This is a genomic window from Pseudomonas sp. ABFPK, assembly GCF_001586765.1.
In the GTDB taxonomy this organism is placed as follows: Bacteria; Pseudomonadota; Gammaproteobacteria; order Pseudomonadales; family Pseudomonadaceae; genus Aquipseudomonas; species Aquipseudomonas asiatica.
On record NZ_LQXW01000078.1, the window covers coordinates 128,707 to 144,272 of the forward strand.

Consider the following 15,566-nt stretch of genomic DNA (forward strand, 5'->3'; position numbering starts at 1 on the left):
CTGGTGTTTTTCCGGCGAGCGGTGCATGCTCGCTGCTGAAGCGTTTCACCCAGCTCGAAACCCACCCAGCAATGTGAGGTGCAGTACCCATGGACCGTCTGCTCGATTCACTCTTCCCCAGCGCCGAGGACATCCCGGAAACCTGGCGCCTGGAAGCCCCCCTGGAACAACGCGACTACCTGGTGAACGGTGAGCTCAGGCGGTGGGACGGCCCACTGGCCACAGTGCGCAGCCCGGTCTGGCTCAAGGAAGGCGACGATGAGCACCAGGTGGTGTTGGGCAGCGCTCCACTGCTCGATGCCGACACCGCGCTCACCGCCCTCGATGCCGCCGTGCAGGCGTACGACAAAGGCCGTGGCGCCTGGCCGAACATGCGCGTGGCCGAGCGAATCCAGCATGTCGAAACCTTCCTGGCGCGCATGCGCGAGCAGCGCCAGGCCGTGGTCAAGCTGCTGATGTGGGAAATTGGCAAGAACCTCAAGGACTCGGAAAAGGAATTCGACCGCACCTGCGACTACATCGTCGATACCATCAACGCCCTCAAGGACCTCGACCGCCGTTCCAGCCGCTTCGAGCTGGAACAGGGCACGCTCGGCCAGATCCGCCGAGCACCGCTGGGCGTGGCCCTGTGCATGGGCCCATACAACTACCCGCTGAACGAGACCTTCACCACGCTGATCCCGGCGCTGATCATGGGCAACACCGTGGTGTTCAAGCCGGCCAAGTTCGGCGTGCTGCTGATTCGGCCGTTGCTCGAAGCCTTCCGCGACAGCTTCCCGCCGGGGGTGATCAACGTCATCTACGGCCGTGGCCGGGAAACGGTGAGCGCGCTGATGGCCAGCGGCAAGGTCGATGTGTTCGCCTTCATCGGCACGCACAAGGCCGCCAGCGACCTGAAAAAACTGCACCCGCGCCCGCACCGGTTGCGCGCCGCGCTGGGGCTGGATGCCAAGAACCCGGGCATCGTGCTGCCCCAGGTGGACCTCGACAACGCCGTCGAAGAGGCCGTCACTGGTGCGCTGTCGTTCAATGGCCAACGCTGCACGGCGCTGAAGATCCTGTTCGTGCACGAGGATGTGGTCGATGCGTTCCTCGACAAGTTCCAGCGCAAGCTGGCCGCGCTCAAGCCTGGCATGCCGTGGGAGTCTGGCGTAGCACTGACACCTCTGCCAGAGCACGGCAAGGTCGACTACCTCGACGGCCTGGTCGCTGATGCCACCGCCAAGGGCGCACGCGTGCTCAACGAAGGTGGTGGGCACAGCCGTGGCTCGTTCTTCTACCCCGCCGTGCTGTACCCCGTGAAGAGCGACATGCGCGTGTACCACGAGGAGCAGTTCGGCCCGCTGGTGCCGGTAGTGCCCTACCGCGACCTGCAGACGGTGATCGACTATGTGCTGGACTCCGACTACGGCCAGCAACTGAGCCTGTTCGGCAATGACCCGGCGACCATCGGCAGCCTGGTCGACATCTTTGCCAACCAGGTCGGGCGCATCAACATCAATGCGCAATGTCAGCGCGGCCCCGACACCTACCCGTTCAACGGCCGCAAGAACAGCGCCGAGGGCACCCTGTCGGTACACGACGCCCTGCGAGTGTTCTCTATCCGCACGCTGGTCGCAACGCGCTTCCAGGAGGCCAACAAGGAACTGATCAGCGAGATCATTCGCAACCGGCAGTCGACCTTCCTGACCACCGACTACATCTTCTGACCGCCACGCTTATAGAAAATCGATCTATCACCCCTGTCGATTTTCCATCAGCGCAAACGACTCTAAGCAAAAGGGCGCCAACCGGCGCCCACTTCCAAGGAGAGTCGAACATGGCAGCCAAACCCATTCCCGAAGGCCAGCACAGCATTACGCCCTACCTGGCCATCAACGACGCCGCCAAGGCCATCGAGTTCTACAAGAAGGCCTTTGGCGCGGTGGAAATGTTCCGCCTCGATGCCCCTGGCGGCCGCGTTGGCCATGCCGAGCTGAAAATCGGCGATTCGTCGCTGATGCTGGGCGACCCCTGCGACATGGAAGGCGGCCTCACCGCCAGCCAGAAGCTCAGCGGCGCCAGCGTAGGCCTGCACCTGTATGTCGAGGACTGCGACAAGGTCTATGCCCAGGCCCTGACGGCCGGCGCCACCCAGCTGCGTGCAGTGACGGACCAGTTCTACGGCGACCGCAGCGGCACCCTGAAAGACCCCTTCGGCAACATCTGGTTCGTTTCCACCCACAAGGAGGACCTGACCCCCGATGAAATTCGCGCCCGTGCTGCGAAGATGTTTACTGGCACTGCGCAGTAAGTTGAAAGCGGCGCCACTTTGCTTGAAGCTTGGGGCTCGTAGCTGGGAGCTGCTTCATGCGAATCATCGACAAAACCGCCGCCCAGGTCCGTAGCCTGACCCCTGCAGAAGAGGAGCTGCTGGTCGGCTTTGCCACCGGCAGCCTCACCGGCCCGCGCCTGCTGCAGGCCAACCAGTTGCTGATGAAGGTGCGCAACGCCAACCAGTGGCTGGCCTGCGATTGCCGCAACGATGCCTTGCCGGTGCTGAATGTCACCCTCAACGGCAGCACCGGTACGCTGTTTCTCAAGAACAACCCGGGAACTGCCGAACACGCGCCTGGCTGCCCGTTCACCAAGGACGAGCGCGAAGCGACCGAGCGCGAGAACGACCCCGCGCCACCTGCTGCCTGGCTACCGCCCGACACACCGTTGCGCCTGATTGGTGATTTCCGCAGCAGCACCACCAGCAGTGGTGGCGACGGCAGCGAACGGCGTGAACAACAGCGCCTGCTGTCACTGTTGCTGACCTGGATCGAGACCAGCGGCCTGAACCTGTATGCCACGCACCTGAAAAAGGACCTGACCGGGCAGTTTGCCGAGTTGCGCAGCGTTGCCAGCCGCTATCCGCTGCTGGAACGGGTGCCCGCAAGCAACTACCTGGAAACCCGCCTGGACATGAAGCACATGATGATGCTCAAGTCCCGCCTGCGTGAAGCCACGGTGTTCGGCAACCACCGCCGCCACGGCCTGCTGCTGGATTGCGTGGACCAGATCAAGGGACGCAAGCTGTTCAATAACCGAAGTGAAGACGGCTTCGACTTCCAGGGGCATCACCTCTACTGGGGCGGCAACCGCACCAGCGGGCCATTGCTGGCGCTGATGCTCTATTCACCGACCAGTGCCGGCAGCCATTACTACGAACTGATCCATGTGGCCAGCGTGCCGGTGCTATCGCGTGCTCATCTGTTCCCTGTTTACCGCGATGAAGAACGCGAGCCGCTCAAGGCCCTGGTGTCGCTGGTCGACTGGATGGCCGGTAAAGGCGTGAAAGTGCAGATGCGCCGGCCGGTGATCGGCGGCCAGGTGATGGACGAACTGGTAATGACCTCGGACCAGGACCGGGTGTTGTCGGTATCGTTGCTGGAGCAGCCCATCGGCCCCGAACCGGATACCGAGAACTTCAAGCGCTACGCCGACTTCAAGAGCCTGGAAACCTTCCGCAAATTCGTTGCCGGCTTCTTCATGCGTGAGCGCTGAGGGCCGTGGGCTCGCCTTGATCTTTGTAGCGCCTGTCAGATCGAGCGCCGCCCGCGCGGCGCATCGCGAGCTGCGCTCGCTCCTACGTTTGTTTCGGGCCAATTATTCCTGTGGGATTTGCGCGCGAACGCCTTGGTGCATGGCTCGATATGGCGTCGTACGAACAAGGCGGTCGCGCGCGCCTGCACAGGCATGACTGGCCCGAAACAAACGTAGGAGCGAGCGCAGCTCGCGATGCGCCGCGCGGGCGGCGCTCGATCTGCCAGGCGCTATAAATCTCGTGGTGCACCGAAATCACCCCAGGAACAGCTTGTAAGCCGGGTTGTCGGTCTCATCCCAGTAGCGGTACCCCATCTCATCCAGCGCCAGCGGCAACCCCGCCAACTCATCCCCCGGTACTTCCAGCGCCGCAAATACCCGTGCTTCTGCCGCGCCATGGTTGCGGTAATGGAACAGGCTGATATTCCAGCGCTTGCCAAGCCGCTCCAGAAAGCCCAGCAAAGCCCCCGGGCGCTCGGGGAATTCGAAGCGCAGCACCCGCTCGTCAGCCCCGGGCGCGGCATGGCCGCCAACGGTATGGCGCACATGCAGCTTGGCCAGTTCGTTGTCGGTCAGGTCCAGCACGCTGTAGCCCTGCTCACGCAGGCTGGCCAGCAACTGCTCACGCGGGTCGTGTAGTGGGTGTGTCTGCACCCCAACGAACAGCCGCGCCTCCTTGCCAGGGTAATAGCGGTAGTTGAACTCGGTGATCTGCCGCTTGCCCAGGGCCTGGCAGAAGGCGCGGAAACTGCCCGGCTGCTCCGGAATGGTGACAGCGATGATCGCCTCGCGCTGCTCGCCGAGTTCGGCACGCTCCGCCACATGGCGCAGGCGGTCGAAATTGACGTTGGCCCCGGAGTCGATGGCCACCAGGGTCTGCCCCTGCACGCCGTCGCGCGCCACATATTTCTTGATCCCCGCCACGGCCAGGGCGCCTGACGGCTCGGTGATCGAGCGGGTATCGTCGTAGATGTCCTTGATCGCCGCGCACAGTTCGTCGCTGCTCACGGTCACCACTTCATCAACGAAGTGCCGGCACAACTCGAAGCAATGGGCGCCGATCTGCGCTACCGCCACGCCATCTGCGAAGGTGCCGACCTGCGGCAGGATCACCCGCTCACCGGCCGCCATGGCAGCCTGCAGGCAGTTGGAGTCCTCCGGCTCGACGCCGATCACCTTCACCTCCGGGCGCAGGTACTTCACATAAGCGGCAATACCCGCAATCAGACCACCACCGCCCACTGGCACGAAGATGGCGTCCAGCGCACCCGGGCGCTGGCGCAGGATTTCCATGGCCACGGTGCCCTGCCCGGCGATCACATCCGGGTCGTCGAACGGTGGCACGAAGGTGGCGCCTTCGCTGTCGGCCAGTTTCAGCGCATGGGCCAAGGCATGGGGGAAGCTCTCGCCGTGCAGTACTACATGACCACCGCGCGAGCGTACACCCTCCACCTTCAGCGACGGCGTGGTGGTAGGCATGACGATGGTGGCCTTCATGCCCAGGTGCGATGCCGCCAGGGCCACGCCCTGGGCATGGTTGCCCGCAGAGGCGGTGATCACCCCGCGCTCGCGCTGCACGGAACTCAGCCGTGACAGGCGGGTATACGCACCGCGGATCTTGAACGAAAAGGTAGGCTGCAGGTCTTCCCGCTTCAGCAATACCTGATTGCCCAGGCTGGCAGACAACGCAGGCGCAGCTTGCAAAGGCGTTTCGATGGCCAGGTCGTACACCGGGGCGGCAAGAATGCGCCGCACCTGCTCCGACAGCAGTTGCTGGGGGGTGACGGTAGAACGAGGGCTGACGAAGCTGGTCATCGATGACTCCTTGGCTGTGTTCACGTTGCCCAGGAGTCAGAGAGAAGAAACCCGCCTCCAGGGCGGGTTCGGTGCACGTACGCGCTAGCCCGCCAAACTGATAATGGCGGTAATAATAATGGCGTTGACGTGCTGGAAAGTTTTCATGGGGTAGGAACTTAGCCGGTAGCGCAGCACAAAGTCAACACTTGGCCTGCTGCGCCGAAAGCGGCACATCGAATACCTTGTCGAAGCCCCACTGGAAGACAAACGCATAAACGAAGAAAAACACGAACAACGCCAGGTTGGTCAGCAACGCCGCCCACAGGCTGACATCCAGCCAGTACGCCACCAGCGGCAGCAGGATCAGCACCAGCCCGCCCTCGAAGCCCAGCGCATGCAGCAGGCGCCGCAGGAACGTGCGCTCACGCCGGTGCTGGCGCGCTTCCCAGCGTTCGAACACCCAGTTGTAGGCCATGTTCCAGCTCATCGCGATGCCCGACATCAGCACCGACAGCACGGTCGACTGCGCCATGCCGGCACCGAACGCCAGCTCCAGCGCGGGCGCCACGCAGGCGACGGCGATGGCCTCGTAAAGGATGGCCTGGACGATCTTGCGTGCCTTGCCTTGCATGTTCAGCTCCCTGGGTAAACGACCTGTAAAACTACAAGAAGTGGCCCACAAGAAAAAGCCTGAAATTTGGACAACCCCGCGTTCGGCTGCTTGTATCTATCCAGTACAAAAGGCAGCAAGTCGTACAACTTCGTCCAGGGAATCGAACGAGGATAAAGACGATGGCCCACCCCTTCCTGTCGGTGACCGGCAAATGAGCCTGGTATTCATCGACTTCCTCACCTACGTGCTGTTCGGCCTGAAGATCCTCGCGATCATCCTGGCCTCGCTGATGTTCCTGCTGGGTCTGGATGATCTGTTCATCGACCTGTGTTACTGGGGCCGCAAGCTGATCCGGCGCTTTCGCATCTACGACAAGTACGAGAAAGCCGACGAAAAACGCCTGTTCGAGGTACCGGAGAAACCGCTGGCCATCATGGTCCCGGCCTGGAACGAAGTGGGCGTGGTGGGCGAGATGGCGCGCCTGGCTGCCTCGACCATCGACTACGAGAACTACCAGATCTTCGTCGGCACCTACCCCAACGACCCGCAAACCCAGGCCGATGTCGACGCCGTGTGCCTGCACTACCCCAACGTGCACAAGGTGGTCTGCGCCCGCCCCGGCCCCACCAGCAAGGCCGACTGCCTGAACAACATCATCGACGCGCTGCTGCGCTTCCAGCAGGACGCCGGCATCGAGTTTGCCGGTTTCATCCTGCACGACGCCGAAGACGTGATCTCGCCCATGGAGCTGCGCCTGTTCAACTACCTGCTGCCGAACAAGGACATGATCCAGATCCCGGTCTACCCCTACGCACCGGAATGGAAAGGCTTCACCGCCGGCCACTATGTCGATGAGTTCGCCGAAAACCACGGCAAGGACGTGATCGTGCGCGAGGCCCTGACCGGCCAGGTGCCCAGCGCCGGGGTCGGCACCTGCTTCAGCCGCCGCGCCATCAGCGCGCTGCTCGAGGACGGCGACGGCATCGCCTTCGACGTACAGAGCCTCACCGAAGACTACGACATTGGCTTCCGCCTGAAGCAGAAGGGCATGAAGTGCATTTTCGCCCGTTACTCCATCACCGACCCGGCGCTGACCCTGAAGCAGGAATGGCGCCCGGGCATGAGCCGCGAATTTTGCCAGGTGATCTGCGTGCGCGAGCACTTCCCGCGCGACTGGCAGCATGCCATCCGGCAGAAGTCGCGGTGGATCGTCGGCATCGTGTTCCAGGGCACCAGCAACCTCGGCTGGAGTCGCAAGGGCGCGCTCAACTACTTCCTCTGGCGCGACCGCCGCGGCCTGTTCGCCTACCTGCTGAGTTTCCTGGTCAACCTGTTGCTGCTGGTGTTGCTGGCCATGTGGCTGGTCACGGTGATTGCGCCAGAGTCGTGGCGCTTCATGTCGATCCTCAGCGACAGCTGGCTGCTGACCACCTTGCTGTGGCTGAACGGGCTGATGCTGTTCAACCGCTTGTTCCAGCGCGCCTGGTTCGTCACCCGCTTCTATGGCATCGGCGAAGGGCTGCTGTCGGCACCGCGGATGATGTGGAGCAACTTCGTCAACTTCTTCGCCAACCTGCGTGCCCTGCGCCAGGTGATGGAAATGGGTGACTCGCGGCGCGTGGCCTGGGACAAGACCACCCACGAATTCCCCGCCATCGCTGCCCCCGCCCGCACGCCGCTGGGTCAGCGCCTGGTGGCCAAGGGCCTGATCAGCGACGAACAGCTGCAACAGGCGATCACCAGCCCGGTACGCCGGCGCCTGGGCCGCGAGCTGCTGCTGCGCGGCTGGCTGAACAGCGAACAGCTGGTCGCCACCCTGGCCGAGCAGATGGACCTGCCCTGGGCGCCGCTGAACCCGTTCAAGCTCGACCCGCAGCTGATCGCCAAACTGCCACGCAAGCTGGCGACGCACTATGGCGTGCTGCCGGTGGCCGAAGACGGCGACACGCTGGTACTGGCCAGCGAAAGCCCGGTCAGCCAGGTGTCGCTAGGGGTAATCAGCCGCCACCTGAAGCGCCCGGTCAGCGCCCGCCTGGCGCCCCAGGGCCGGGTGACCCTGGGCCTGCGCTACCACTACCCAAGCCCCTGGCAGAAGGCGGAAACCCGCGACATGCTGGCCATTCTGGAACGCCATCAGGACGACGAACAGCTGCTCGAACAGGTCAGCCATCACCAGGTAATGCTCGGCGCCCTGCTGCAAGTGCGCGGCATGGTCCCGGTCACTTTGTTCAACCAGGCGCTGATCGACTTCGACCCGGAACACCAGAGCCTCGGCGAGCACCTGATCGCCCGCGGCATCATCACCGAGCAGGTGCTGCAGCAGGCCCTGATCGAACAGGCTAGCGAACAGCAGGCCGCCTTTGACCTGACCCGGGAGGTGGCATGAAGCCGCGCTTTTCCCTCACCTTCACTGGCTTGTTGCTGTGTTCCGCCGCACTGCCCTGCGCCGCTTCGGCGCCGATGACCGACTTTCAGCGGTTCACCAGCTACCCGTTCATGGAGCGCAGCTACCGCGAAGCGAAGAAGGACAACTGGCCCGAGGTCGAGCGCCTGACCCGCCACGTGCTAGGCCGGGTGCCGAACAACGACGAAGCCCGTGCGCTGCTGGTGGAGGCCCTGGCTCGCCAGCGCCGCTACAAGGAGGCCGAAGCCCTCGCCGAACAACTGGGTGACAGCCCCGAACACGCCAACGCCCTGCTGGAACTGCGCCTGACCTGGATCGAACAGGACCCACCGCCGGCCAGCCAGGTGGAACAATGGCTGGCCAGCAGCGACGGCGCTCAACGGGTGCGCCTGTGGCAGGCCTATAGCCTGAGCCTGGCCAGATTCGGGGGTGCTGCCAGGGCGCTGGACTGGCTCAATCATCTGCCGGCACAGGGGGACGGCCAGGTTCTGCGCCTGGCCCGGGCCAACTTCGCCGAACAACTGCGCAACTGGAAGGAGACCATCGAACAGCTGCAGCCGCTGGCCGAGCAGGGCCAGTTGCCGGCGCAAGACTGGCAACGCCTGGCCAATGCCTACATCCAGCAAGTGGATGAGAAAGGGCTGAAAGCACTGCTGCCCAGCGCCCCCTCCCCCGACGCAGCCAACCAGGCTCGCCTGGCCATGGCCAACCGCGCCATTGCCGTCGGCCATAACCAGCAGGCACAGCGTTGGCTGCAGGCGTTGCCCACCGCAGAGCTGAACCAGCCCGAGCAGCGCCAGCAACTGTGGGAGCTCGCCCGCGAAGGCGACGACGCACCGCTGGTACAGCGCCTGAGCAACGAACTGCAACGGCCCTGCCTGGAAACCGTGGACTGGTTGTCGCGCCACGACCCGCAGCTGGCGCGCGAGCAGTTCAAGGGCTGCACAGCCAGCACTGACCCCAAGGCCTACGCCGTGCTCAAGCAACGCCTGTACGGCGACCCGCCCCAGCCCCCGCAACCACGCACCGCCGCCGAGTGGGAGCAACGCTATCGACAGAGCGGCGATATGGCCGCACTGGAGCAAGCCACCTTCCTGCTGATGCAGCAAGGCCATGACGAACACGCCCGGCAATTGCTGGAGCAGGCCTACGACCGCCACAAAGGCCGCCTTGCACCGTCGCTGCTGCAGCGCCTTGGCAACCTGTATGCGCGTAACGACGGCCCGCTGGACGCCCGCCGCATGCTCGGCCTGGTCCCTCGGGTCGACGCCACTACCCGGGCCCAGTTGCTCGGCCGCCTTGCCGAGGCTGGCCAGTGCGACGCCGTGCGCCAGGCAGTACCGGCTAGCCCGAGCGAACCTGGCCAGTACCGCGCCCTGGGCCGCTGCGCCATGCCCGACCACCCAGGCGAAGCGGTGGTCTACTACCAGGCCGCCGAGCGCCTGGGCGACAGCGGGAGCCGCCTGCCCCTGGCCTATGCCCTGGAAGCCGCTGGCGACTCCGAAGCGGCCCTGCCCATCTGGCGCACCCAGCCCGACAGTGCCTGGACCGACAACGCCCGCCTCACTGCCGCTCGCGGCGCGTTGAACGCCGGCGACGCACAAGCGGCCCGGCGCTATTGGGACGCCGCCGCGCACGATAGCGCCGACGATTGGGCCCTGGGTGCCGCCATCGCCCAGCGCCAAGGCGATTACCAGGCGGCGCTGGGCTTCCAGCGCCAGGCCCTGGCACACAACCCGCGGGCCGACCACTACTACGCGGCCTCCAGCACCGCGCAACTGGCTGGCGACAGTGCCCAGAGCAGCGCCTGGCTGGCCGAAGCCGTGCGCCTGGCCCCCGACCAGCCACGCTACCGCGCCGACTACGGCATGCGCCTGGCCGGCTCGACGGACAAGGCCCAGCGCCGCCAGTCGATCCCCTACCTGGAACGCGCCACCCACGACTTCCCCGAGGACTACCGCCTTGGCGAGACGCTGGCCTTGCGCTACGACGAAGCCGAAGACAGCGCTTCGGCGCGCCGCGAACTGCGCCGCATCCTCGATGTGGAGCAGGACCTGGTCGACGGCGACGACGAATACGGCAGCCTGGAAGCGCGCAGGTACCGCCAGCGCCGCGCCCACGAAAGCCTGTCGCGGCGCGACACCATCACCCTGGCCAGCACCTGGTCGCCGGCCGGCACCTCGACCAACGACAAGTTCCTCGACAATGGCCAGCGCAGCGGCACTTCGCGCCGCGCGCAATCGCAGAACGTGCAACTGGCCATGTGGGACCACGCCCTGGGCGAGGAGCCCAGCCGCAACGGCAGCACCCTGTCGGTGTATGGCCGCGTGCTGTTCGGTGGGCAAAGCCGCACCGACTACGCGCAAAGCATGGGTACCGGTGTCGGCCTGCGCTACAAACCATTCGGCCAGGCCAACCTCAACCTGTATGCCGAGCTGTACCACCAGCGTCAGATCGACGAGGAACACTACCGCGGGCTGAGCCTGGGCCAACTGCTGAGCCCGGCCAAGGTCGGCGGCAACTGGGGCGACCTGCGTCACCACGCCGAATCGAGCAACGACCTGCTGTTGCGGGCCACCGCTTCTTTCCTCGACCAGGGCGACTGGCGCAACGACTGGCGGGTCGATGAAGACGACTGGAACGAACGCTTCCTCTACCTCGACGCCGCCTGGTGGCCCCGTGCCGGCGACCACGCCTGGCTGTCGCGCTACCAGCAAGGCCACGCCTGGAAGCTGCCGGGCAGCTCGCCGCAAACCATCATGCCCTATGGTTTTGTCGAGTTTTCCAGCCAGGACCCGAGCAACGACTGGCGCCAGGACGCTCGGGCCGGGGTGGGCGTGCGCTGGCAGTGGTGGTTCGATGATGACCGCTACAACGCCTACCGCGGTTCGCTGAAAGTGCGTGCCGAGTACCAGCAATCGCTGGGCGGCAATCTATACGAGCGCGCCAATGGCGTGCTGGTCGGTGGGGAGATGACCTTCTGATGCGTACGTTCCTGGCCCTCTGCCTGCTCGCCCTGTGCCTGCCAGCCAGCGCCGACCAGCGCCTGTTCTACCAACCCCTCAACCGCGACGCCAATGTCACCCCCGCCCAGTGGCAGCAACTGTGGCATGCCACCGTGGCCCAGGGCGGCAAAACCCTGATCGTGCAGTGGAGCGCCTATGGCGACAGCGATTTCGGCGGTGCCCGGGGCTGGCTGGCCGACAGCCTGCGCAGCGCGCGTGCCCAGGGCCTGCAACTGGTGCTGGGGCTGTACATGGACCCGGCCTATTACCAGCGCATCGACGAGCTGGACGGTGAAGGCCTGAACAGCTACTGGAAGGCGCAGCTGGGGCGCTCGCTCAGCCAGTATCAGCAACTGCGCCAGGCGTGGCAGTTGCCGGTGGACGGCTGGTACCTGCCCATGGAGCTGGACGACCATCACTTTCGCGAGGCCGAGCGCCGGGATGCCCTGCACAGCCAGTTGCAGGCCTTCAACCGGCAACTGGACAAGCCTTTGCACATCAGCGCTTTCAGCGCCGGCAAACTCTCACCGCGGGTCAATGCCGCATGGCTGGATCAACTGGCCGGGTTGGGCTTGACTGTGTGGTGGCAGGATGGCGCCGGGACCGGGCGCTTGCCCGCGTTGGTGCGCCAAGGCTACGAGCAGGCCTTGCCGTGCCGGGTTGGCGTAGTGCGCGAGGCGTTCCGCCAGGTGAGCGCGCCAGGCCAGGCGTTTCGGGCTGAGCCTGCCCAGCCGAAGCTGGGCGCCGGGTGCCATGCCGAGGCGGTGTTCGACCTGCGTTACCGGCCATGGGCCCGGGGTGTTCTGCCCACCAATTGAGTCTTCAGGCCTGGCCTCTTCGCGGGTAAACCCGCTCCCACAGGGACCGCACAGATTTCCAGCGCTGTGGAAGACCTGTGGGAGCGGGTTTACCCGCGAAAGGGCCGGGCCTGGCATAGCAGTACTCACAGGAGCCCGAATGTTCAAGACCATCGAAGCCCACGTTCGCAAACAGGTCGCCCCCGCCGCCCTGCGCGCCGAATTCCGCCAGCACGAATTCGAGGTCATGCGCCCGTTCTGCCTGCTGGTATTCTGCGTCAGCATCCTGATCTGGCTGGTGTTCGACCTGATCGTCAGCTTCCTCGGCGGCCAGGGTTTCACCTGGCTGTCCTATCTGTTCATCACCCTGCTCGGCAGCCTCACCGTGGTGCTGCGGTTCACCCGTCGCAGCCATCACTTCGATGTACTCAACCTGCTGTTCATCGCCGCCATCACCCTGGGCATGCGCCTGGTGATCGAAGGCATCCCGGTGGCCCAGCGCTCGGTATGGCTGGTGCTCGGGGTGTCCACCGTGCTGTATGCCGTTTCGGTGCTACCGGTGCGGCGCTGGTCGTTCTTCTGCGCCATGGCCATCACCTGGGTGGTGCTCAACCCGTTCTACCACACCCGTATCGAAGCGGACGCACTCGAAGGCGCCATGCTGTTCAGCTACGCGGTGTTCCTCAGCGGCCTGGTCATCTACAGCTACCTGCAGATGCGCAAGGCCAAGCTGCACAACTTCTACCTGTCCAAGGTGCTGCTGGACCAGGCCTATGTCGATGCCCTGACCGAAATCCCCAACCGCCGTTCGTTCATGGCCCAGGCCGACCGCCAGCTGCGCCTGGCCACGGCCGAGCAGTACCTGGCGATGATCGACATCGACAACTTCAAACGGGTGAATGACCGTTTTGGCCATGACGTGGGCGATGAAGTACTCAAGCGCGTGGCCCTGCATATCAAGGCGAGCATGGCCGGTTACGAGTTTGCCCGACTGGGTGGTGAAGAATTCGCGATCTTTTTCCAGGGGCTGGACCAGCAAGGCGCCGAGCAACGAGTGGCGGCGCTGTGCCAACGAGTACGTGAAGATGTTGGCGAACACCCGGTAACCATCAGCATTGGCCTGGCCCGGGTGGACCAGGGCGACAGCCTGACCACGGCGCTGGTGCGCGCCGACCAGGCGCTGTACGAGGCCAAGCACAGTGGCAAGGACCGGTTTGTGCTGTGGTCTGCCCGGCTGGCAGAAAGTGATTAGCAGGCCCGGCCCTTTCGCGGGTAAACCCGCTCCCACAGGTGCTCCACAGTGTGTGAAATCTGTACGGCCCTTGTAGGAGCGGGTTCACCCGCGAAAGGGCCGGCACAGGCAGCCCATCACCCGGCAGGCAAGCGAATCCGGAACTGCGCGCCACCCAGCGCCGACTGCGCCACGGTCAAGGTGCCACCCTGCCCCTCGATCGCCCGCCGGCTGATCGCCAAGCCCATGCCAAACCCGCCGGTATTGCGGTCACGGCTACGGTCCAGGCGGTAGAACGGCTGGAAAATCCGCTCGCGCTCCTCCACCGGAATACCGATCCCGTCATCCTCCACCGTCACCAGGCAGGCGCCATCGTCTTCCAGGCGCAAGCGCAGCAACAGGCTCTCGTCGCAGTAACGCATGGCATTGCGCACCAGGTTCTGCACCGCCCGTGCCGTCAGCCGTGGGTCCAGCACAAAACGCGGCAAATCCCCCTCGGCCCGCACCTCCCACTGGATACCCCGGCCATCGAGCTCCTCGGCAAAGCCGCCGAGCACGCTGTCGACCAGCTCCAGCAACGACACCTCGACCCGCTCGCGGGCCTGGTCGGCGTTGTACAGCCGGCTGTAGGACAACAGTTCCAGCACCAGCTCATCCAGCTCACGCACATGCCCCACCAGCTCCAGCAGGCGCTTGCGGCTGGCCGGCGGCACTTCGTCGAACAGCAGCACCAGGCCGAAGTCCAGCCGGGTCAACGGCGTGCGCAACTCGTGCGACACCGCATAGAGCAGCTCGCGCTGCTGGTTCACGTGGCGTTCCAGGTCACTGGCCATGGTGTCGAACACCCCAGCCAGCTCACCGATGTTGGAGTGCGGCGAGATGTGCGTACGCTCGGCCATCTGCCCCTGGCCCAGGCGCCGGGCGGTTTCCTTGAGGCGCTCCAGGTCGCGCCAGTGCGGCCATACCCACAGCAGCAGGCAACCGAGCATGGCTGCACCGATCAGTACGGTCACACCCCACGACAGCACGTTGATATCCAGCGGGTCTGGCGGTGAGTGCAGGCGCACCAGCCATTCCTTGTCCAGCGGCGCCAGCACCGTCTCGTAGTAGCCCCATTCGGCGATGCGCACGGCGTACAGGCCGTGCTCCAGGCGCGCCTGCTCGTCCTCGCTCAGGTCGGCCTGGTCCATGCGCAGCAGTTGCAGTTCCAGCGGTGCGAAATCACTGGCCAGCTCTTGCTCCACCGCCGGCCACTGCTCGCGCGGGGCCTGGCGGAACTGGCGCACGATCAGCGACTGCACGCCCTTGGCCTGGTCCAGGTTGTAGGCCATGAAGCGGTCCTGGAACAGGCCGACGATGGTGTCGGGGATGAACAACAGCGCACCGGCATAGGCAACGATGATCACCAGGTACAGACGCACCAGAATCTTCAGCATGGGCGGTCAGCACTCCCACTCGACACGGCTGAACAGGTAGCCCTTGCCCCACACAGTCTTGATCTTGCGCGCTTCGCCGGCGTTATCGTCGAACTTGCGCCGCAGCTTGGAGATGGCCACATCCACCGAGCGGTCGGTGCCGTTGAACTCGATACCCCGCAGTTGCTGCAGGATGCGGTCGCGGTTCAGCACTTCGCCGGCATTGCGCGCCAGTACCACCAGCAGGTTGTACTCGCCGCTGGACAGCTCCACCTCTTCGCCGCGCCAGCTCACAGTGCGCTCGGCCAGGTCGATGCGCAGGCCACCGATCAGGATCAGGTCGTTGTCCAGGCGCGGCTCGTTGACGCTGCTGCGACGCAGCAGGGTACGCACGCGGGCCAGCAGTACGCGCGGTTCGCAGGGTTTGGTCACGTAGTCGTCGGCGCCCATTTCCAGGCCCAGAACCTGGTCGTGGCTGTCGTCGCGGGCGGTCAGCATCAGGATCGGCAGGCCCTGCGACTCCTGGCGCAGCAGGCGGCACAGCTGCAGGCCGTCGATGCCCGGCAGCATCAGGTCGAGGATGACCAGGTCGGGCTTTCGCCGGCGGTACTCGTCAAGCACATGATCGCCACGGGCGATCACCTGGACATGGAAGTCGTTGCGTTGCAGGTAGCTGGCGATCAGTTCGGACAGGGCGCTGTCGTCTTCGACCAGGAAAATATTCGGCATAGGTG

General features: G+C 64.8%; 11 protein-coding genes. 7 read left to right on the top strand and 4 right to left on the bottom strand.

Going from position 1 to position 15,566, the window contains the following annotated elements:
• The first annotated feature begins 89 nt into the window (after positions 1–89).
• The 3 genes from WM94_RS27285 to WM94_RS27295 all read left to right on the top strand — a co-directional run bounded on the left by WM94_RS27285 (position 90) and on the right by WM94_RS27295 (position 3,531).
• A complete protein-coding gene (locus tag WM94_RS27285) occupies positions 90–1,709 on the top strand; it encodes an NADP-dependent glyceraldehyde-3-phosphate dehydrogenase (RefSeq protein WP_061552581.1) in 1,620 nt (539 codons plus the stop codon).
• Positions 1,710–1,819: 110 nt separating this feature from the next.
• Positions 1,820–2,293 carry a VOC family protein gene (locus WM94_RS27290; RefSeq protein ID WP_061552582.1) on the top strand — a complete coding sequence of 158 codons (474 nt, stop codon included), beginning with the start codon at positions 1,820–1,822 and terminating at the stop codon, positions 2,291–2,293.
• 56 nt (positions 2,294–2,349) lie between these two features.
• Entirely contained in the window at positions 2,350–3,531 is a 1,182-nt protein-coding gene (locus tag WM94_RS27295) for a hypothetical protein (protein ID WP_039614693.1), read from the top strand.
• A 294-nt stretch (positions 3,532–3,825) separates the two neighbouring features.
• On the opposite strand, the gene ilvA is transcribed toward WM94_RS27295, so the two are convergent.
• Positions 3,826–5,385: a threonine ammonia-lyase, biosynthetic gene (ilvA, locus tag WM94_RS27300; protein WP_082810656.1), complete on the bottom strand. Its 1,560-nt coding sequence runs from the start codon at positions 5,383–5,385 to the stop codon at positions 3,826–3,828.
• A 181-nt stretch (positions 5,386–5,566) separates the two neighbouring features.
• Positions 5,567–5,998, bottom strand: coding sequence for a PACE efflux transporter (locus WM94_RS27305; RefSeq protein WP_003259966.1), 432 nt, complete (start codon positions 5,996–5,998; stop codon positions 5,567–5,569).
• Between the two features lie 193 nt (positions 5,999–6,191).
• Between WM94_RS27305 and nrfB the strand changes: the two genes are divergently transcribed.
• The 4 genes from nrfB (at position 6,192) to WM94_RS27325 (ending at position 13,438) form a co-directional block, all read left to right on the top strand.
• A complete protein-coding gene (gene nrfB, locus WM94_RS27310; protein ID WP_061552583.1) occupies positions 6,192–8,366 on the top strand; it encodes a cyclic di-3',5'-guanylate-activated glycosyltransferase NrfB in 2,175 nt (724 codons plus the stop codon).
• Entirely contained in the window at positions 8,363–11,368 is a 3,006-nt protein-coding gene (locus WM94_RS27315; RefSeq protein WP_061552584.1) for a phage receptor, read from the top strand. Before nrfB ends, WM94_RS27315 begins: the two co-directional genes overlap by 4 nt.
• On the top strand, positions 11,368–12,207 hold the full coding sequence (locus WM94_RS27320; protein WP_061552585.1) for a DUF4434 family protein: 840 nt from the start codon (positions 11,368–11,370) through the stop codon (positions 12,205–12,207). Before WM94_RS27315 ends, WM94_RS27320 begins: the two co-directional genes overlap by 1 nt.
• A gap of 139 nt (positions 12,208–12,346) precedes the next feature.
• The gene (locus WM94_RS27325) at positions 12,347–13,438 is read left to right on the top strand and encodes a diguanylate cyclase (protein ID WP_061552586.1); all 1,092 of its coding nucleotides are present in this window, start codon (positions 12,347–12,349) and stop codon (positions 13,436–13,438) included.
• A gap of 116 nt (positions 13,439–13,554) precedes the next feature.
• On the opposite strand, the gene WM94_RS27330 is transcribed toward WM94_RS27325, so the two are convergent.
• A complete protein-coding gene (locus WM94_RS27330; RefSeq protein WP_061552587.1) occupies positions 13,555–14,853 on the bottom strand; it encodes an ATP-binding protein in 1,299 nt (432 codons plus the stop codon).
• 6 nt (positions 14,854–14,859) lie between these two features.
• Positions 14,860–15,561, bottom strand: coding sequence for a response regulator transcription factor (locus WM94_RS27335; protein WP_061552588.1), 702 nt, complete (start codon positions 15,559–15,561; stop codon positions 14,860–14,862).
• Positions 15,562–15,566: the final 5 nt, after the last annotated feature.

What these genes read in the sequence shown, in the direction of transcription:
- WM94_RS27325 (WP_061552586.1), top strand. Translation starts at nt 12,347, where the DNA reads ATGTTCAAGACCATCGAAGCCCACGTTCGCAAACAGGTCGCCCCCGCC.
- WM94_RS27330 (WP_061552587.1), bottom strand. Translation starts at nt 14,853, where the DNA reads ATGCTGAAGATTCTGGTGCGTCTGTACCTGGTGATCATCGTTGCCTAT.
- ilvA (WP_082810656.1), bottom strand. Translation starts at nt 5,385, where the DNA reads ATGACCAGCTTCGTCAGCCCTCGTTCTACCGTCACCCCCCAGCAACTG.
- WM94_RS27335 (WP_061552588.1), bottom strand. Translation starts at nt 15,561, where the DNA reads ATGCCGAATATTTTCCTGGTCGAAGACGACAGCGCCCTGTCCGAACTG.
- WM94_RS27305 (WP_003259966.1), bottom strand. Translation starts at nt 5,998, where the DNA reads ATGCAAGGCAAGGCACGCAAGATCGTCCAGGCCATCCTTTACGAGGCC.
- WM94_RS27295 (WP_039614693.1), top strand. Translation starts at nt 2,350, where the DNA reads ATGCGAATCATCGACAAAACCGCCGCCCAGGTCCGTAGCCTGACCCCT.
- nrfB (WP_061552583.1), top strand. Translation starts at nt 6,192, where the DNA reads ATGAGCCTGGTATTCATCGACTTCCTCACCTACGTGCTGTTCGGCCTG.
- WM94_RS27320 (WP_061552585.1), top strand. Translation starts at nt 11,368, where the DNA reads ATGCGTACGTTCCTGGCCCTCTGCCTGCTCGCCCTGTGCCTGCCAGCC.
- WM94_RS27315 (WP_061552584.1), top strand. Translation starts at nt 8,363, where the DNA reads ATGAAGCCGCGCTTTTCCCTCACCTTCACTGGCTTGTTGCTGTGTTCC.
- WM94_RS27285 (WP_061552581.1), top strand. Translation starts at nt 90, where the DNA reads ATGGACCGTCTGCTCGATTCACTCTTCCCCAGCGCCGAGGACATCCCG.
- WM94_RS27290 (WP_061552582.1), top strand. Translation starts at nt 1,820, where the DNA reads ATGGCAGCCAAACCCATTCCCGAAGGCCAGCACAGCATTACGCCCTAC.